Raw genomic sequence first — 16,975 nt, 5'->3', positions numbered from 1 at the left:
ATGTCCGCCGACCGCCTGCCATATGAAAAGGGGTTCCACGTCAGCTGGGACCAGATCCACCGCGACGCAAGGGCGCTGGCCTGGCGGCTGGACGGCAAGGGGCCGGGCGAGGGCGGAGCCTGGAAGGCCGTGGTCGGCATCACGCGCGGCGGCCTGGTGCCGGCGATGATCGTCAGCCGCGAACTGGACATCCGGGTGGTCGATTCCATCTCGGTCAAGTCCTACCACTCGGGCGGCGGCAAGGCCGACCAGCGCCGCGAGGCGCAGGTGATCAAGGCGCCGAACGCCGAGCTGATGGGCGACGGCGCGGGCATCCTGATCGTCGACGACCTGGTGGACTCGGGCAAGACGCTGGAACTGATCCGCGGCCTCTATCCCAAGGCGCATTTCGCCTGCGTCTATGCCAAGCCCGAGGGCGAGAAGCAGGCCGACACCTATATCACCAGCGTGAGCCAGGACACCTGGATCTTCTTCCCCTGGGACATGGCGCTGCAATATGTCCAGCCGATGCGCGGCTCGGACTGAGGCGCGGGTGGCGGCCGGAATCGGGCGCTGGCTTCACCGCCTGTTCGAGGCGGGCCTGGTGGCGAAGGCCGTCTTCGCCGCCGGAGAGGCGCTTTCGGGATTCGGCCTGCTGTTCGCGGGACCTTCGGCGCTGCGGCGGCTCCTGGAGTGGATGACCCGGCACGAGCTGGCGCAGGACCCGACCGACCGGATGGCCCTGTGGCTGCGCGACCTGGCGGGCGGGGTCTCGGCCGATAGCCAGCATTTCTATGCGGTCTACCTGCTGAGCCATGGCGCATTGAAGCTGGCGCTGGTCGCGGCGCTGGCCGCGCGTCTGAGCTGGGCCTATCCGGCGAGCATGGTGGTGCTGGCGGGATTCATCCTGTACCAGATGCAGGAATGGACTCTGACCGGATCGCCGATGCTTCTGGCCCTGTCCGCCTTCGATCTGGCGATGATCGCCCTGACCTGGCGCGAATTCCGGGTCATGCGGCGGAAGAAGGCGACTTGAAGCCGGGCGCATCCTGTGGCGAAGTCCGCCCGATCCTTGCTGCCTCCCCTTGCCCGATAGGTCCGACCGGATGACCCTGCCCTTGAACCCCGCCTTCGCCCTGACCGAACCGCCGCCAGTGATGGAGGCGCGGCGCTGGCTGGAGGGGGTGACCCATCCGGCGGACCGCCCCTTGATCAACGTGAGCCAGGCCGCGCCGGTGGAAAGCCCGCCCTTGGGCCTGCGCCAGGCGCTGGCGGATGCGGCGCTGAACGATCCGGCGGCGCATCTTTACGGGCCGGTGCTGGGCCTGCCCGCGCTGCGGGACGAGATCGCGCGCCAGTTCTCGGCGGCCTACGGTGGCGCGATCGACCCTGCGGAGGTCGCGATCACCCAGGGCTGCAACCAGGCCTTCTGCGCGGTGATGGCGACGCTTGCGGGCGCGGGCGACGAGGTGATCCTGCCGGTTCCCTATTACTTCAACCACAGGATGTGGCTGGACATGACAGGCGTGCGGGCGGTGCCGCTGGAGACCGGGCCGACGCTGATCCCGGAGGCGGCGGCGGCCGAGGCGCTGGTCACGCCGCGCACGCGGGCCATCGTGCTGGTGACGCCGAACAACCCCGGCGGGGTGGAATATCCGGCCGGTACGGTCGCCGCCTTCCGCGACCTGGCGCGGGCCAGGGGCCTGGCGCTGATCCTGGACGAGACCTATCGCGATTTCGACAGCCGCCATTCCATCGAGCTGGGCGGGCGGCCGCACGACCTCTTCGCCGATCCCGAGTGGCAGGATACGGTGATCCAGCTCTACAGCTTCTCCAAGGCCTACCGCCTGACCGGGCACCGGGTCGGCAGCATCGTGGCGGGTGCGGCGCGGCTGGCCGAGGTGGAGAAGTTCCTGGACACGGTGGCGATCTGCCCCGGCCAGCTGGGCCAGATCGGCGCGCTCTGGGGGATGCGGAACCTGGGCCAGTGGGTCGCGGGCGAGCGCGACGAGATCCTGGCGCGGCGCCGCGCGATGACCGGGGGATTCGCGGCGCTGGAGGGCTGGACGCTTCTGGGCTGCGGCGCCTATTTCGCCTATGTCGAGCATCCGTTCGACCTGCCCTCGGACGAGCTGTGCAGGCGGCTGGTCCGCGACGCCTCGCTTCTGATGCTGCCGGGGACGATGTTCCAGCCCGAGGGCTCGGCGGCGGGCAGGCGGCAGATCCGCATCGCCTTTGCCAATGTCGATGCGGCCGGGATCGCGGAGATGTTCCGCAGGCTGGCGGCCTTTCGCCCCTGATGCGGCCTTGCCGCGCGGATCCCCAGCCTCTATTCACCTTGGCCAGACAGGACCCAAAGGCAGACCCATGGCGAAGACCCCCGAGCACGAGGACGTGAAACGCCCGAAAGGCAAGGTACAGGAGGCGGCCGTCTGGCTTCTGATGGCGATGCTGATCCTTGGCCTTGGCGGCTTTGGCGTCACCAGCTTCTCGGGCGGGGTGACGCGGGTCGGCGCGGTGGGGGATCAGGACATCACCAGCGAAGCCTATGCCCGCGCGCTGCAAGGCCAGGTGGCGCAGTTCTCGCAGCAGGTCGGGCAGCCGATCTCGACCCAGGAGGCGCTGGCCTTCGGGATCGACCGGCAGGTGCTGCAGGGCCTGATCGCCCGCGCCGCGCTGGACAACGAGGCGAAGCGGATCGGCGTCTCGGTCGGCGACGAGGTGGTGGCGACCGAGCTGATGAAGATGGATGCCTTCAAGGGGATCTCGGGCAGCTTCGACCGCGAGGCCTATCGCTTCCAGCTGGACCGGATGCGGCAGAGCGAGGTCGAGTTCGAGAACAGCCTGCGCGGCGACGTGACGCGCGAGCTGGTGCAGGGCGCGGTCGCGGGCGGCTTTGCGGCCCCGGCGGCGCTGACCGACACGCTGTTCGCCTGGATCGGCGAGCGGCGCGGATTCTCGATGCTGCGGCTGGCCGAGGGCGACCTGACCGCGCCCCTGGCCGAGCCGACCGAGGAAGAGCTGAAGGCGCATTACGACGCCAACATCGCCCGCTTCACGCGGCCCGAGGCGAAGCGGATCACCTATGCCTCGCTTCTGCCCGAGGCCATCGCCAAGGACCAGCCGGTCGACGAGGCGGTGCTGAAGCAGATGTACGAGGACCGGATCGACGAATTCGTCCTGCCCGAGCGGCGGCTGGTCGAGCGGCTGGTCTATCCCGACCAGGCGGCGGCCGATGCGGCGCGGGCGAAGCTGGATGCAGGCGCCACCTTCGATGAGCTGGCGGCCGAACGCGGGCTGACGCTGGACGCGATCGACCTGGGCGACGTCACGCGCGAGGAACTGGGCGAGGCGGGCGAGGGCGTCTTCACCGCCGAGGAGGGCACGGTCGCCGGACCGCTGCCAAGCGACCTCGGCCCGGCCCTCTACCGCGTGGTCTCGGTGCTTGCGGCCGAGGAGACCACCTTCGAACAGGCCCGCGACACGCTGGCGATCGAGATCCAGATCGATTCCGCCCGGCGCGAGATCGCCGACAAGGTGGAGCAGATCGACGACCTGCTCGCCGGCGGCGCGACGCTCGAGGACCTGGCCAAGGAGGTCGGGCTGCAGATCGCGACGGTGGATTACGCCGCCAGCCAGCCGGGCGACTCGGTGATCGAGGGCTATCCGGCCTTCCGGGCGGCCGCCGAGGCGGTGCAGCAGGATGATTTCGCCGAAGCCATCGTCCTGGAGGATGGCGGCGTCGTCGCGCTGCGGCTGGACGAGGTGGTTCCCGCCACGCCGATTCCCTTTGACGAGGCGCGCGAGACGGTCGCCGAGGACTGGCGCAAGGACGCGCTGGCCAAGGCGCTGGCCGCCCGCGCGGCCGAGATCGAGGCCGGGATCGAGGGGGGGGCCGCGATCGGCAGCTTCGGCATCGTCGACGTGACGCCGGAAATCGCCCGCGACGGCTTTGTCGCCGAGGCGCCCGACACGCTGCTTTCGACAGTGTTCGAGATGGACGAGGGCGCGGTGCAGCTGGTCGAGGCGCCGGGCTTCGTCGCCGTGGTCCGGCTGGACCGGATCCAGCCCGCCGTGACCGAGGGCGAGGAAGCCCAAGCTTTGCGCGAGGCGCTGGAGGGCCAGGCCGCCCAGGCCATCGCCGGGGATGCCTTCACCGCCTTCACCAACGCGCTGACGATGGAAGCGGGGGTGACGCTGGACCAGTCCGTGATCAACGGCATCCATGCGAGCATGCCGTGATGCAGCTGTCGCCCTCCTTCGCCGCGTTCGAAGCCGCCTGGAACCAGGGCCGGAACCAGATCGTCTGGGCCCGGCTTGCCGCCGATCTGGATACTCCGGTCAGCCTGATGCTGAAGCTGGGCGATGCCCGCGCCGACACCTTCATGCTGGAATCGGTCACCGGCGGCGAGGTCAGGGGCCGCTATTCCATCGTCGGGATGAAGCCGGACCTGATCTGGGAAGCCCGGGGCGAGCAGAGCCGGATCAATCGCGAGGCGCGGTTCGACCGCCAGGCCTTCGCCGACCTGCCCGGCCATCCGCTGGAGACGCTGCGCGCGCTGATCGCGGAATGCCGGATCGACATGCCGGAGGGGCTGCCTGCGGTCTCGGCCGGGCTGTTCGGCTATCTCGGCTATGACATGATCCGGCTGGTGGAGAATCTGCCGGGGGTGAACCCCGATCCGGTCGGCGCGCCGGATGCGGTGCTGATGCGGCCCTCGGTGATCGCGGTGCTGGACGGGGTCAAGGGCGAGGTGACGGTGGTCGCGCCGGCCTGGGTCGCCTCGGGCCTGACGGCGCGGGCGGCCTATGCCCAGGCGGCCGAGCGGGTGATGGACGCGCTGCGCGACCTGGACCGGGCGCCTTCGGCCGCGCGGGATCTGGGCGATGCGGCGGCGGTCGGTGCCCCGCGGTCGAACTTCAGCCACGAGGGCTACAAGGCGGCGGTCGAGAAGGCCAAGGAATACATCCGCGCGGGCGACATCTTCCAGGTGGTGCCGAGCCAGCGCTGGGCGATGGACTTCAAGCTGCCGCCCTTCGCGCTGTACCGCAGCCTGCGGCGGACCAACCCGTCGCCCTTCATGTTCTTCTTCAACTTCGGCGGTTTCCAGGTCGTGGGCGCCAGCCCCGAGATCCTGGTCCGGCTGCGCGACGGCGAGGTGACGATCCGCCCGATCGCCGGGACCCGCAAGCGCGGCGCCACGCCGGAAGAGGACAAGGCGCTGGAACTGGAGCTGCTGGCCGATCCCAAGGAGCGGGCCGAGCATCTGATGCTGCTGGACCTCGGCCGCAACGACGTGGGCCGGGTGGCGAAGGTCGGCACGGTGCGCCCGACCGAGACCTTCATCATCGAACGCTACAGTCACGTCATGCATATCGTGTCGAACGTGGTGGGCGAGATCGCCGAGGGGCAGGACGCCTTGTCGGCCCTGCTGGCGGGGCTGCCGGCCGGAACGGTCTCGGGCGCGCCCAAGGTGCGGGCGATGGAGATCATCGACGAGCTGGAGCCGGAAAAGCGCGGGATCTATGGCGGAGGCGTGGGCTATTTCGCCGCCAACGGAGAGATGGACTTCTGCATCGCGCTGCGGACGGCGGTGGTCAAGGACGAGACCCTGTATATCCAGGCGGGCGGCGGCGTGGTCTATGACAGCGACCCCGAGGCCGAGTATCAGGAAACCGTCAACAAATCCAACGCCCTGCGCCGCGCGGCCGAGGATGCGGGCCGCTTTGCGGGACGCGGGAACGGCTGAGGGCCGCCTCCTCGGTCGACTGCGTCGCCTCGTCGGAGGACGCCTCCCCGGTCAGTCCACCGTCAGGACGGCGGTCAGCGGGGCGAGGGCCACGGTCGCGCCACGCCCCTCGATCGTCCATTCCAGAAGTCCGGCGACGAGCTCGGGCGTGGCCTCGGTCGCGACGGCGACGCGGCCTTCCTGGCCGGCCTTGAAGAGCACCCGCTCCAGCGTGCGGCGCAGCGCGAAGCGGTCGGTGCCGCCGGCGGCGAGATCGCGGAAGATCGTGGTCGCGGCCAGGTCCGCGCGCCGGGCGACCTGGTCGGCGGCGTTCAGGCCTTCGTCCCAGGTGACAAGGCCCCGGCCCTGGGCCTGGACCACCGGAACCACCAGGCTGGCGAGCGGGCGGTCGTTCTGGAAGCCGCCGGCGGCGAGATCCATCACCGCCACCGCCTCGGGCAGGTTCTGCGCCATGGACTGGAAGGCGACCTCGACATCCGAGGGCTGCGCGCCCTTGGGCAGGCCGGTGGCGAGCATCACCACCTCGCGGCCGGCGGCGCGGTAGATCGCGGCGTGGTCCGGCGTGGCCGGATCGAGCGGGTCGAGCGCGAAGCTGACCGGGAAGGGCAGGGCGGCGAGGCCCGCGCGGTCGAGCTCCGGCGCGCCGCCGTCGATCAGGAGGATGGCGACCAGGGGCTTGTCGTCCGTGTTCTCGAACGGGGCGGCGAAGCGGGCGATCGGGCGGTCGTCAGCGGGGGCAGCTTCGGCGCTCTCGGGTTCGGGCTTGGCCGGGGGGGCGTCGCCGATGCGGGGCAGGCGGCCGGTGATGACGCCGGTGGCCGGAGCCTGTTCTGCGGCATCGGGGGCAGGCGGGGTGCCGGGCAGGGCGGCAGGCCGGGTGCCGGGCATCGCATCGCTTGCGCTGCCGGGCAGACCGGCGGCATCGGTCCCGGGCTCGGGAGCGGGATCGCTGGCCGGGGTTTCGGGGTCGGCCGCCGGCGGCTGCGGCTCGGGCAGAAGCTCGGCGAGTTCGGGCTCCGCGCTCTCCGTCATCGGCGTTTCCGCGGCGGGTTCGGGCGTCGGTGCGGGGGCTTCGGCCAGGGTGTCGGGGGTGGGTGCCGGTTCGGGGGCGGAAGCTTCGACCTCGGTCACGGCGGCCCCGTTTGCTGCGGCCTCGGCCAGGGGGGCCGGAGGTTGGACCGGCTCGGCGGGCAGGGCGGGGGCGGGCAGGGCGGGGGCGGGCGTTTCGGCGAGGGTCACGGCGCCGGGCAGGGCAGGCTCGGGCGGCTCGGGCGGGGCGATCCCGGCGAGGGGCGTTTCGCTGGCGGGCGGTTCGGTGGGGGCCGGTTCGGACGGGATCGGTTCGGAGGGGGCCGGTTCGGACGGGGTCTGGGGCGCGGGCGCGCTGGCGGGCGAACCATCGGCCGAGGGTTCGGCGCTGGCGGTCTCCTGAGTGGCCGGGGCGGCTTCGGTCACGGGGGGAGCGGCCGGGGGGGCATCGGTGACGGCCGGAGTGGGTTCGGGCGCGGCGGCGGGTTCGGGGGCCTCCGGCTCTGCTGCCGCCTCGACTTCGGCTGCGGCGGGTTCCGGCGCGGCCTCGACCGTGGCGGCTTCGAGCTCGGGTGCGGCGGCGGGTTCGGGGGCCTCGATCAGGGTGGAAACCGCGGGGCTGGCATTGGCATTGGCGGCGTCGGTGTCATGCGGCGGCGGGAAGAGGGCGGCCCCGATGACCAGTCCGCCGGTCACGACCACGCCTCCGAAGATCGCGCCAAGGATGAATTTGCCGACCAATGCCGCCTCCGTTCTGCTGTCCGGACGGGCCGCCGCCGCCCGAAGGGCTGCGTTCCGTCCTGTCCGGCGGCACTATATCCCGCCCTTTCCGCCGCTCCAGCCCCTTTTCGCGGCGCTGTCAACAAGTTGGCGGGTCGTGGCTGCTTTGCCCCTGCCGCCGCGTCAGACGGGCGCCGCCGGAAAGAGCAGGGTGACGGGGGTTCCCGGCCCGTCCTGGACTGCGGCGGGGGTCAGGGTGCCCTGCAACCGGCGGGCGAACAGGGCCGCGATGGTCATTGCCCACACCGGGACGAAGATCGCCGTCAGCAGCGCCGCGGGGAAGAAGGGCAGGAAGGGCGGCAGGACCAGGTCAAGGCGGTGGCAAGGGCGAATGCGGATAGGCGATGGCGGCCTAAGCAGGGGGAGATCCGCGCCTTCCAGGTCACCGACTGGGCCTGCGGACCGAAGCAGCGGGGCGGTGACCCCCGGCGGAGACCTCCGACCTGGCGGGCCTGCCCCTTCGTGCGCAATCTCTGCCGGAGATGGGCAGGACAATGGAGTTCTGCGGTTACCCGGATCTTTCCGTCGGGCCGGCGGCAATCCGCCCATTGCGGGGGCGCTCTGGCCTCATCCGCGACCGGGCGGGAACTTTATCCCTCCCGCAGGGTTCACTCACCGCCAGATTGCGGCCGGTTGCGGCCGTGGGTCACCCATACAACCACAAGGAGGGAAGCCATGCAGGTGGACACCAGCGCAATGCCGGAGGCCCCGGTCGCCGTTCTGTTGGCGGGCGGCCGGGGTTCCCGTCTGCATGAGCTGACCGAGGACCTGGCCAAGCCGGCCGTGGCCTTCGGACCGCGCCACCGGATCGTGGACTTCACGCTGGAGAACCTGCGCCGCTCGGGGTTGGGTCAGGTGCTGGTGGCGACGCAGTATTGCGCGGGACCGCTGGAGGATTACCTCAACCGCTGCTGGCGGCCGGTCTTCGGCACCGGGCTGCGCCTGCGCCGGGCGGCGGGGAGGGGCATGGTCGGGCGCAGCTACGAAGGCACGGCGGATGCGGTCTGGAAGAACGCGGCCGAGATCGACGCGCTTTCCCCGCGCGAGGTGGTGGTGCTGTCGGCCGACCACGTCTATGCGATGGACTATGGCCCGATGATCGCGGCGCACCGGGCCTCGGGCGCGGCGGTGACGATCGCGGCGGATGTGGTGCCGCTGGCCGAGGCGCGGGCCTTCGGCTGTGTCGAGGCGACCGCGGCCGGCCGGATCCTGGCCTTTGCCGAGAAGCCCCGCACGCCGCCGGCCATGGCGGGCGATCCGGGCCGGACGCTGGTGTCGATGGGGATCTATGTCTTCGACTGGGCCTGGCTGCGCGAGCGGCTGCGGCGCGATGCGGCGGACCGGACCAGCGCGCATGACTTCGGCCATGACATCCTGCCCGGCGCGGTGGCGCAGGGCGAGGCGCAGGTCTTCCGCAGCGAGGGGCCGGGCGGGCGGCCCTTCTACTGGCGCGACGTCGGCACGCTGGACGCCTTCCGCGAGACCTGGCTGGCCTTCGAGGCCGGGCCGCCCTGTCCCGTGCCGGAGAGCGCGGGCCTGGGCCTGCGCGCGCGGGGAGTGACGGACCCCCGGGTCGCGGCGGCGCTGCGCCAGGCCGATGCGGCGCTGGACGACGAGGGCTCGGTCGTGCCGCTGGCCGGGCGGCGGGCCGAGCGGGCCGAGCTGGTCGCCTCGGTCGTGATGCCGGGGGCGCGGCTGGCCGAGGGCTGCCGCCTGCGCCGGGTGATCCTGGCTCCGGGCGTACGGCTGACCGAGGGCATGGTGATCGGCCATGACCCGCAGGAGGATGCGCGCTGGTTCCGGGTGACGCCGGGCGGCACGACGCTGGTCACGCCACAGATGCTGGCGCGGCGCGCGATGATGATGCCGGGGCAGCTGCCGCTGGCGCCGCGCCCGCCGATGGCGCAGGAGCCCGCCACATGCTGAAGCGGCTGGACCCGGCCGGGCGGGTCTTCGACCGCGCCAGGGCGACTCCGGTCAACCTGGGCGCGACCTATGACGGCGAGGGGGTGAATTTCGCCCTTTTTTCGGAACATGCCGAGCGGGTGGAGCTGTGCCTCTATTCGGACGACGGCGCGGTCGAGACGGCCCGGCACGACCTGCCCGAGATGGAGGGCGGGATCTGGCACGGCTATCTGCCGGGGGTGCAGCCGGGGCAGGCCTATGGCTACCGGGTCCATGGCCCCTTCGCGCCCGAGGACGGGCACCGCTTCAACCCGGCCAAGCTGCTGCTGGACCCCTATGCGCGGCAACTGACCGGCGCGCTGACCTGGGACGAGGCGCTTTACGGCTATCCGGCCGGCGGCAGTGACCTGGAGCGCGACGGGCGCGACTCGGCGCCCTTCATGCCGAAGGCGGTGGTGGCGGACCCGGATTTCGACTGGGATTCCGACCGGGCGCTGACGCGGCCCTGGGAGGAGACGGTGATCTACGAGGCGCATGTGAAGGGCCTGACGCGGCTGCATCCGGGCGTGCCCGAGGCCGACCGGGGTACTTTCGCGGGCCTGGGCGCGGCGCCGGTGGTCGAGCATCTGAAGGCGCTGGGGGTGACGGCGGTCGAGCTTTTGCCGGTGCAATCCTTCGTGCAGGACCGGCATCTCCTGGAAAAGGGCCTGTCGAACTACTGGGGCTACAACACGCTGTCCTTCTTCGCGCCGCACCGGCCCTATCTGAAGACCGGCAATCCGGCCGAGATGAAGCGCGCGATCCGCGCCTTCCATGCCGCCGGGATCGAGGTGATCCTGGACGTGGTCTACAACCACACCGCCGAGGAGAGCGAGCTGGGCCCGACGCTGTCCTTCCGGGGGATCGACAACCGCTCTTATTATCTCCTGGCGGACAATCCCCGGCACAGTTTCGACACCACCGGCTGCGGCAATACGCTGAACGTGGCGCATCCGATGGTCTTGCGGATGGTGCTGGATTCCCTGCGCTACTGGGTGCAGGTCATGCATGTCGACGGGTTCCGCTTCGACCTCGCCTCGACGCTCGGGCGCGAAAGCCAGGGATTCGAGCGCGACGGCGGCTTTCTGACCGCGATCCGGCAGGACCCGGTCCTGTCCCGCGTCAAGCTGATCGCCGAGCCCTGGGACATCGGCGAGGGCGGTTATCAGGTCGGCGGCTTTCCCTGGCCCTTCCGCGAATGGAACGACAAGGCCCGCGACGACCTGCGCGCCTTCTGGCGGCGCGATCCGGGGCTTCTGGGCCCGGTCGCGCAGCGCCTGCTCGGCTCGCCCATCCAGTTCCACCATTCGCGCCGGCCGGCGACCTCGTCGGTGAATTTCCTGGCGGCGCATGACGGGTTCACGCTGTGGGACACGCTGTCCTATGACGGCAAGCACAACGAGGCCAACGGCGAGGAGAACCGCGACGGCCACGACCACAACCTGTCGCACAACATGGGGGCCGAGGGGCCGACGGAGGATCCCGGCATCCTGCACGGGCGGCAGCGGCGCGCCAGGGCGATGCTGGCGACGCTGTTCCTGGCGCAGGGGGTGCCGATGCTCCTGGCGGGAGACGAGTTCGGCCACAGCCAGGGCGGCAACAACAACGCCTATGCCCAGGACAACGAGACCAGCTGGCTCGACTGGGCCCGCGCCGACGCCGGGCTGCAGGCGGCGACGGCCGCGATGATCGCGCTCCGGCATGAGCTTCGACTGGCCGATGCCCGTTTCGCCGTCGCGCCCGAGGATGGCGCGGGCGACCGGCCCGAGGTAAGCTGGCTGCACCCCGAGGGGCGCGCGATGGCGGAAGGCGACTGGCAGGACGCGGGGCTGGCCTGCCTGGGCTACCGGCTTTGGCGGCCGGAGGGGCCGGAGGTGCTGGTCTGGCTGAACGCCGGCGACGATGCCGAGGCCGCGCTTCCCGAGGGCGGCTGGGTGCTGCGGCTCTCCAGCGCGGAGGAGCCGGTGATCACCCGGACCGGGGCGGAGGGGCGGATCGCCGTTCCCGGCCAGTCGGTCCTGGTGCTGGTGCGCGACTGACCGGGCCTGCCAGCCCGGTCCAGAAGGAGGGGGGAGACCATGCCGACCGACGATGACAGCTTTCGTCCCGTTCTGGGAGAGGCGGCGCTGGACAGCCTTGCGCTGGCGCATCTGCGCACGCTGGATGCGCTGGACGGCTGCAAGGCCATGGCCGAAGGGGCCGAGGCCTCGCTGCGGCCCACCGCCTGCCGCTTGCGCGACCTGCATGCGGCCCATGCGCAACGGCTGGCCGAGACCCTGGCCCGGCACGGCCGCACGCCGGGGAAGGCGGCGGCCTTCGACGAAAGCGTGCAGCGCATGGTGACGGCAAGCCGCGCCTTCCTGGACCGGGTCGACCAGGACGCGATGGACCAGGTCCGGCGCGGCGAGGAGCATGTCCTGGCCACCTACCGCGCGGCGGAGCATGGCGTGCCCTGGCCGGTGGTGAAATCCCTGGTCGCGGGGATGCGCTGCGAGTTGGAGGATCTTCTGGCCGAGACCCGGCGCCCATAGCGCGGCGGCCGGGGCCGGGGGCGCAAGAGTTTTCGAAAACTCTTGCAAATTCCTTCGAAGGAATTTGACCCCCGGACCAGGGTTCGGACCAGATTGCGCGCCGCCCCGCTGGCCCGTCCTGTGGGCCCGGTCGACGCTCAAGGAGCGGGCGTGAAGTCGAGGCGCATGACATGGCTGTAGACCTGGCCCGGACGCAGGACCGTGCCGGGAAACTGCGGGCGGTTCGGCGCGTCGGGAAAGTCCTGGGTCTCGGCCGCGAAGCCGGCAAAGCGCGGATAGCGCGCGCCGGCCTTGCCCGGCCCGCCCGCGAAATGCGCGCCGGTGTACAGCTGCACGCCCGGCGCGCTGGTCGCAAGCCGCAGCCTGCGGCCCGAGACGGGGTCGGTCGCGCTCAGGCAGGGGCGCAGCCCGTCGCCGGCAAGCGGGGAGGAGAGGCAGAGATTGTGGTCAAAGCCTCCGGGACCCGGCATCGCCGCGCCGATGCTGCGGGGCTGACGGAAGTCGAAGGGCGTGCCGGCGACCGAAAGGATCTCGCCGGTCGGGAGCTTGTGATCGTCCACCGGCAGGTAGAACCCGGCCTCGACCTGCAACTCCTGGCCGAGGATGTCGCCCGCGCCTTGGCCTGCCAGGTTGAAATAGGCATGGTTGACCAGGTTCACCACCGTCGGCGCATCGGTCTGCGCCGCCATCGTGATCACCAGGCCGGCGTCCAGCCGGTAGGTCGCCCGCGCCTGCAGGGTGCCGGGGAAACCCATCTCGCCATCCGGGGACGTGATGGCAAAGGTGACGTGGCTGGCGGAATGGCTCTCGATCCGCCAATGCTTCAGGTCGAACCCCGCCGCCCCGCCATGCAGGGTGTTCGCGCCCTCGTTCCGGTCCAGTTGCACCGCGCGCCCGTCCAGAACGAAGCGGCCGCCCGCGATCCGGTTGGCATGGCGGCCGCAGGTCGCGCCCAGATAACTGCCATGGGCCAGCCAGTCCGCGAGGTTGTCCTGCCCCAGCACGATGTCGGCCGGAACGCCGGTCCGGTCCGGCACCCAAAGCTCGGCCAGCCGCGCGCCCCAGGTCAGAAGCCGGAGGCGCAGCCCGCCGCCCTCCAGCGTCACCGCCCGGACCTCGGTGCCGCCGATCTCTCCGATGCTTTCGACCGCCGCCATGCGCCTTGCTCTTTCCCCGACCCGGTCAGAAGTCGAACGGCTCCACCGCCACCCGCCGGCCCAGGGTCAGAGCATCCGCGACATGGACCATGGGCGCAAGATCGACCTCGCTTTCCCCCGCCCGCACCAGTTCGGCCATCCGGGCATAAAGGGCGGGGTATTCGCCCATGATCGTCGCCTCGCCCGCCGCCGGTTTCCCGTCGATCTCCAGCACGTTGCCGCCCATCCGCAGCGCGAGTTCGCCGCGATCGGTGCGGACCTCGATGTCCCAGGTCTGCGGCCCCTGCTGGCGCCAGTCGAAATCGGCGGTGACATTGCCCGAGAAGGTGAGTTGCGCGGCGATGGGGGTCTGGCGATTCTCCGGGAATTCCAGCCGCGCGCCGGTCAGGTGGACCGGGCGCGGCAGGATCTCGGTCAGGATCGACAGCGCGTTGATGCCGGGGTCGAAGACGCCCATGCCGCCGGGCTCGAACACCCAGTCCTGGCCGGGGTGCCATTTCCGCACGTCCTCGCGCCAGGTGATATGCGCCCCTTGCACGGTCCTCTCGGCGAGCCAGGCCTTCGCCGGGGCCACCGCATGGGCCATCCGGCTGTGCCAGGTGGCGTAGAGCGTGAGACCCCGGTCGCGGGCGAGGGCTTGCAGCTCATGCACCTCGGCCAGCGTCGCGCCGGGGGGCTTTTCCAGCATGACATGCCGCCCGGCCAGAAGCGCCGCCTCGGCATGGGCGAAGCGCGGGACGGGGGGCAGGCAGAGCGAGACCACGGGAACGTCCGGACGCTCGGCCAGGAAGGCGGCGAAGTCGGTATGGGCGGGGATGCCCGGAACCTCGCCCTTGCGGCTGATCGTGGCCGCCAGTTCCCAGTCGGGCGAGGCGGCGAGGGCCGGGACGTGCTGGTCCAGCGCGATCTTGCCGATGCCGACGAGGGCGACTTTGGTGCGGGTCATAGGGTGGCCCCGTGGTGTGAGGCAGGGACAGGCAGCCCCCCCACCCCGGCCCTCCCCCACGAGGGGGGAGGGAGGGTCCAGGGACCACCCTTGGTCCCGATGCCATGGGTCGGGGGGGCCATCAGTGGCTTTCCCGCGCCACGGCATGGCCGCGGCAGCCGACGAGGAAGTCCATGTCTGCGCCCTTGTCGGCGCCCTGGACGTGGTCGTGGTAGAGCCTGGCATAACCCCCGGCTGGAGGTTCGACGGCGGGTTTCCAGGCGGCGAGGCGGGATTTCAACTCCTCGTCGGAAATGTCGAGGTGCAGGCGGCGGTTGGCGACGTCCAGCTCGATGAAATCACCCGAACGCACCACCGCCAGCGGTCCACCCCGCGCGGCCTCGGGCGAAGTGTGCAGGACCACCGTGCCATAGGCGGTGCCCGACATGCGGGCGTCCGAGATGCGGACCATGTCGGTGATCCCCTTGCGCAGGACCTTGGGCGGCAGGCCCATGTTGCCGACCTCGGCCATGCCGGGATAGCCGCGCGGGCCGCAGTTCTTCATCACCATGACGCAGGTCTCGTCGATGTCCAGCGCCTCGTCCTCGATCCGGGCCTTGTAGTCGTCGATGTCCTCGAACACCACGGCGCGGCCGCGGTGCTGCATCAGGGCGGGGGTCGCGGCGGATGGCTTCAGGACCGCCCCGTCGGGGGCCAGGTTGCCGCGCAGCACGACCACGCCGCCGGATTGGGTCAGCGCCTTTTCGGCGGGGAGGATCACGTCGTCGTTGTCGATGCGGGCGTCCTTGACCTCGTCCCAGATCGCCCCGCCCGAGACCGTCAGCGCGCCCTTGTTCAGAAGGCCCGCCTCGCCCAGCCGCTTGATCACGGCAGGCAGGCCGCCCGCGTAGAAGAATTCCTCCATCAGGTATTTGCCCGAGGGCATCAGGTTGACGATGGTCGGAATGTCGCGGCCCCAGTCGTCCCAGTCGTTCAGGGTAAGGTCGATGCCGCAGCGGCCGGCGATGGCGAGGAGGTGGATCACGGCGTTGGTGGACCCGCCGATGGCAGCGTTGGTGCGGATCGCGTTCTGGAAGGCTTCGCGGGTGAGGATATCGGAGGGCTTGAGATCGTCCTTCACCATCTGCACGATCCGCCGCCCGGTCAGTTGCGCCATGACGCGGCGGCGCGAGTCCACCGCCGGGATCGCGGCGTTGCCGGAGAGGGTCATCCCCAGCGCCTCGACCATGCTGGCCATGGTGGAGGCGGTGCCCATGGTGTTGCAGGAGCCGGGGCTGCGGCTCATCGACGCCTCGGCCTCGACGAATTCGGCGGCGGTCATCTCGCCCGCCTTCACGGCTTCGGAGAACTTCCACAGATGCGTGCCCGAGCCGACACGCTCGCCCCGGAAATAGCCGTTCAGCATCGGCCCGCCGGAAACCATGATCGTCGGCAGGTCCACGCTCGCGGCCCCCATCAGCAGCGATGGCGTGGTCTTGTCGCAGCCGACCAGGCAGACGACGCCGTCCATCATCTGGCCGCGGATGGTTTCCTCGACCGCCATGGCGGCGAGGTTGCGGAACATCATCGCGGTGGGGCGGAAGGCCGACTCGCTGACCGAGAAGACCGGCACGATCACCGGGAAGCCGCCGGCCTCGTAGACGCCGTGCTTCACCCGCTCGGCCAGGTCGTTCAGATGGGCGTTGCAGGGATTGGTTTCCGAAAAGGTGTTGAGGATCCCGATCACCGGGCGGCCGTCGAAGAGGTCGGGGGGCAGGCCCTGGTTCTTCATCCACGAGCGGTGGTAGATCGCGTCCTTCGACGTGCCGTCAAACCATTCCTGCGAGCGCAGGCGGCGGGGCCATTTGGCGGGCTTGAAGGTCATGTCAGAGGGCTTTCACTAGGGCAGGGCCGGTTTCCTTGGGCGCGAAGGCCAGCGGGTTCTTCAAGGGCAGGCCGAAGGGCGCCGCCTCGATCTCGAACACATCGCCCGCCTCGGTCCTGATCCCGTCGGCGACCGAGAGCGTCGCGGTGCCGAACATGTGGACATGCAGGTCGCCGGGCTGGCGGAAGATGTCATATTTGAAGTGGTGGTGCTCGAGATTGGCATAGCTGTGGGACATGTTCGCCTCGCCCGAGAGGAACGGCTTTTCCCAGATCACCCGGCCACCGCGCCGGATGCGGCTGGTGCCTTGCACATCGGCGGGCAGCTCGCCCAAGAGGATCTCGGGGCCGAAGCTGGCGGGGCGCAGCTTGGAATGGGCGAGCCAGAGGTAATTGACCTTCTCGATCACATGGTCGCTGAACTCGTTCGCCAGCGCCCAGCCGATGCGGAAGGGCTGGCCGTCGGGGCCGATGAGGTAGGTGCCGGCGACCTCCGGCTCCTCGCCGCCATCCTCGGCGCAAGGCGGGGCGGTCAGCGGCTGGCCGGGCGCGACGGCGCTGTGGCCGTTGCCCTTGTAGAACCATTCCGGCTGGACCCCGATCCGGCCGGGGGCGGGGCGGCCGCCTTCGAGGCCCATGCGGAACATCTTCATGCTGTCCGTAAGGGTCTCGGCGGCATCCAGCTTCGCGTGCATCGCGTCCCGCGCAGAGGCGCTGCCGAGGTGGGTCAGGCCGGTGCCGGTCAGGTGCAGATGCGCCGGGTCTGGATGGGTGACGGGCAGGGTCACGCGCCCCTCGTCCAGAAGACGGGAGAGATCCACCGCCTCGCCCAGGCCATGCGCGGCGATCACGGCGGACAGGGGGCGGCCGCTGGCGATCGCCTCTTGCGCCAGGGCATAGGTCGAGGCCGCGCCCTTGACCAGGGCGGCCTCGGAGCCCTCGCGGGCGACCACGGCCAGGCTGCCGTCGGAACGAAGGATCTGGGAGATCAGCATG

Annotated in this window: 13 protein-coding genes; 8 read left to right on the top strand and 5 right to left on the bottom strand. The window is 70.8% G+C overall.

Annotated features, from left to right (window positions below):
* The 5 genes from gpt (at nucleotide 1) to trpE (ending at nucleotide 5,729) form a co-directional block, all read left to right on the top strand.
* Nucleotides 1-525: a xanthine phosphoribosyltransferase gene (gene gpt / locus I7S92_RS11760; RefSeq protein ID WP_197644334.1), complete on the top strand. Its 525-nt coding sequence runs from the start codon at nucleotides 1-3 to the stop codon at nucleotides 523-525.
* A gap of 7 nt (nucleotides 526-532) precedes the next feature.
* Complete coding sequence (locus tag I7S92_RS11755) at nucleotides 533-1,015, top strand: DUF2127 domain-containing protein (protein ID WP_197644331.1); 483 nt, start codon at nucleotides 533-535, stop codon at nucleotides 1,013-1,015.
* 70 nt (nucleotides 1,016-1,085) lie between these two features.
* A complete protein-coding gene (locus I7S92_RS11750) occupies nucleotides 1,086-2,279 on the top strand; it encodes an aminotransferase (RefSeq protein ID WP_197644328.1) in 1,194 nt (397 codons plus the stop codon).
* 67 nt (nucleotides 2,280-2,346) lie between these two features.
* Entirely contained in the window at nucleotides 2,347-4,221 is a 1,875-nt protein-coding gene (locus tag I7S92_RS11745; protein WP_197644325.1) for a peptidylprolyl isomerase, read from the top strand.
* Nucleotides 4,221-5,729, top strand: coding sequence for an anthranilate synthase component I (gene trpE / locus I7S92_RS11740; RefSeq protein ID WP_197644322.1), 1,509 nt, complete (start codon nucleotides 4,221-4,223; stop codon nucleotides 5,727-5,729). The genes I7S92_RS11745 and trpE overlap by 1 nt, the downstream gene beginning before the upstream one ends.
* Nucleotides 5,730-5,780: 51 nt before the next feature.
* Here trpE and I7S92_RS11735 read toward each other — a convergent pair whose 3' ends face one another.
* On the bottom strand, nucleotides 5,781-7,499 hold the full coding sequence (locus tag I7S92_RS11735; RefSeq protein ID WP_197644319.1) for a divergent polysaccharide deacetylase family protein: 1,719 nt from the start codon (nucleotides 7,497-7,499) through the stop codon (nucleotides 5,781-5,783).
* Nucleotides 7,500-8,213: 714 nt separating this feature from the next.
* Here I7S92_RS11735 and I7S92_RS11730 point away from each other — a divergent pair.
* Genes I7S92_RS11730 through I7S92_RS11720 form a run of 3 tightly spaced genes read left to right on the top strand, consistent with a single transcriptional unit; the run spans nucleotide 8,214 to nucleotide 12,013 of the window.
* A complete protein-coding gene (locus tag I7S92_RS11730) occupies nucleotides 8,214-9,464 on the top strand; it encodes a sugar phosphate nucleotidyltransferase (protein WP_197644316.1) in 1,251 nt (416 codons plus the stop codon).
* On the top strand, nucleotides 9,458-11,521 hold the full coding sequence (glgX, locus tag I7S92_RS11725; protein WP_197644313.1) for a glycogen debranching protein GlgX: 2,064 nt from the start codon (nucleotides 9,458-9,460) through the stop codon (nucleotides 11,519-11,521). Before I7S92_RS11730 ends, glgX begins: the two co-directional genes overlap by 7 nt.
* A 39-nt stretch (nucleotides 11,522-11,560) precedes the next feature.
* The gene (locus tag I7S92_RS11720; protein ID WP_197644310.1) at nucleotides 11,561-12,013 is read left to right on the top strand and encodes a DUF2383 domain-containing protein; all 453 of its coding nucleotides are present in this window, start codon (nucleotides 11,561-11,563) and stop codon (nucleotides 12,011-12,013) included.
* 137 nt (nucleotides 12,014-12,150) lie between these two features.
* Here I7S92_RS11720 and I7S92_RS11715 read toward each other — a convergent pair whose 3' ends face one another.
* The 4 genes from I7S92_RS11715 to araD1 all read right to left on the bottom strand — a co-directional run bounded on the left by I7S92_RS11715 (nucleotide 12,151) and on the right by araD1 (nucleotide 16,974).
* Complete coding sequence (locus I7S92_RS11715; protein ID WP_197644307.1) at nucleotides 12,151-13,170, bottom strand: aldose epimerase family protein; 1,020 nt, start codon at nucleotides 13,168-13,170, stop codon at nucleotides 12,151-12,153.
* Between the two features lie 25 nt (nucleotides 13,171-13,195).
* On the bottom strand, nucleotides 13,196-14,116 hold the full coding sequence (locus I7S92_RS11710; RefSeq protein WP_197644305.1) for a Gfo/Idh/MocA family protein: 921 nt from the start codon (nucleotides 14,114-14,116) through the stop codon (nucleotides 13,196-13,198).
* A 121-nt stretch (nucleotides 14,117-14,237) separates the two neighbouring features.
* On the bottom strand, nucleotides 14,238-15,980 hold the full coding sequence (araD, locus tag I7S92_RS11705; protein WP_197644302.1) for an L-arabinonate dehydratase: 1,743 nt from the start codon (nucleotides 15,978-15,980) through the stop codon (nucleotides 14,238-14,240).
* Nucleotide 15,981: 1 nt separating this feature from the next.
* Nucleotides 15,982-16,974 (bottom strand): AraD1 family protein, encoded by a 993-nt coding sequence (gene araD1 / locus I7S92_RS11700; protein ID WP_197644299.1) that lies wholly within the window; start codon nucleotides 16,972-16,974, stop codon nucleotides 15,982-15,984.
* Nucleotide 16,975 lies beyond the last annotated feature (1 nt).

The sequence above is a fragment of the Tabrizicola soli genome, from assembly GCF_015999335.1.
Classification (GTDB): domain Bacteria; phylum Pseudomonadota; class Alphaproteobacteria; order Rhodobacterales; family Rhodobacteraceae; genus Tabrizicola; species Tabrizicola soli.
This window is presented reverse-complemented; position numbering and strand designations above follow the sequence as displayed.

What these genes read in the sequence shown, in the direction of transcription:
- gpt (WP_197644334.1), top strand. Translation starts at nt 1, where the DNA reads ATGTCCGCCGACCGCCTGCCATATGAAAAGGGGTTCCACGTCAGCTGG.
- I7S92_RS11750 (WP_197644328.1), top strand. Translation starts at nt 1,086, where the DNA reads ATGACCCTGCCCTTGAACCCCGCCTTCGCCCTGACCGAACCGCCGCCA.
- I7S92_RS11745 (WP_197644325.1), top strand. Translation starts at nt 2,347, where the DNA reads ATGGCGAAGACCCCCGAGCACGAGGACGTGAAACGCCCGAAAGGCAAG.
- trpE (WP_197644322.1), top strand. Translation starts at nt 4,221, where the DNA reads ATGCAGCTGTCGCCCTCCTTCGCCGCGTTCGAAGCCGCCTGGAACCAG.
- I7S92_RS11730 (WP_197644316.1), top strand. Translation starts at nt 8,214, where the DNA reads ATGCAGGTGGACACCAGCGCAATGCCGGAGGCCCCGGTCGCCGTTCTG.
- glgX (WP_197644313.1), top strand. Translation starts at nt 9,458, where the DNA reads ATGCTGAAGCGGCTGGACCCGGCCGGGCGGGTCTTCGACCGCGCCAGG.
- I7S92_RS11720 (WP_197644310.1), top strand. Translation starts at nt 11,561, where the DNA reads ATGCCGACCGACGATGACAGCTTTCGTCCCGTTCTGGGAGAGGCGGCG.
- I7S92_RS11715 (WP_197644307.1), bottom strand. Translation starts at nt 13,170, where the DNA reads ATGGCGGCGGTCGAAAGCATCGGAGAGATCGGCGGCACCGAGGTCCGG.
- I7S92_RS11710 (WP_197644305.1), bottom strand. Translation starts at nt 14,116, where the DNA reads ATGACCCGCACCAAAGTCGCCCTCGTCGGCATCGGCAAGATCGCGCTG.
- araD (WP_197644302.1), bottom strand. Translation starts at nt 15,980, where the DNA reads ATGACCTTCAAGCCCGCCAAATGGCCCCGCCGCCTGCGCTCGCAGGAA.
- araD1 (WP_197644299.1), bottom strand. Translation starts at nt 16,974, where the DNA reads ATGCTGATCTCCCAGATCCTTCGTTCCGACGGCAGCCTGGCCGTGGTC.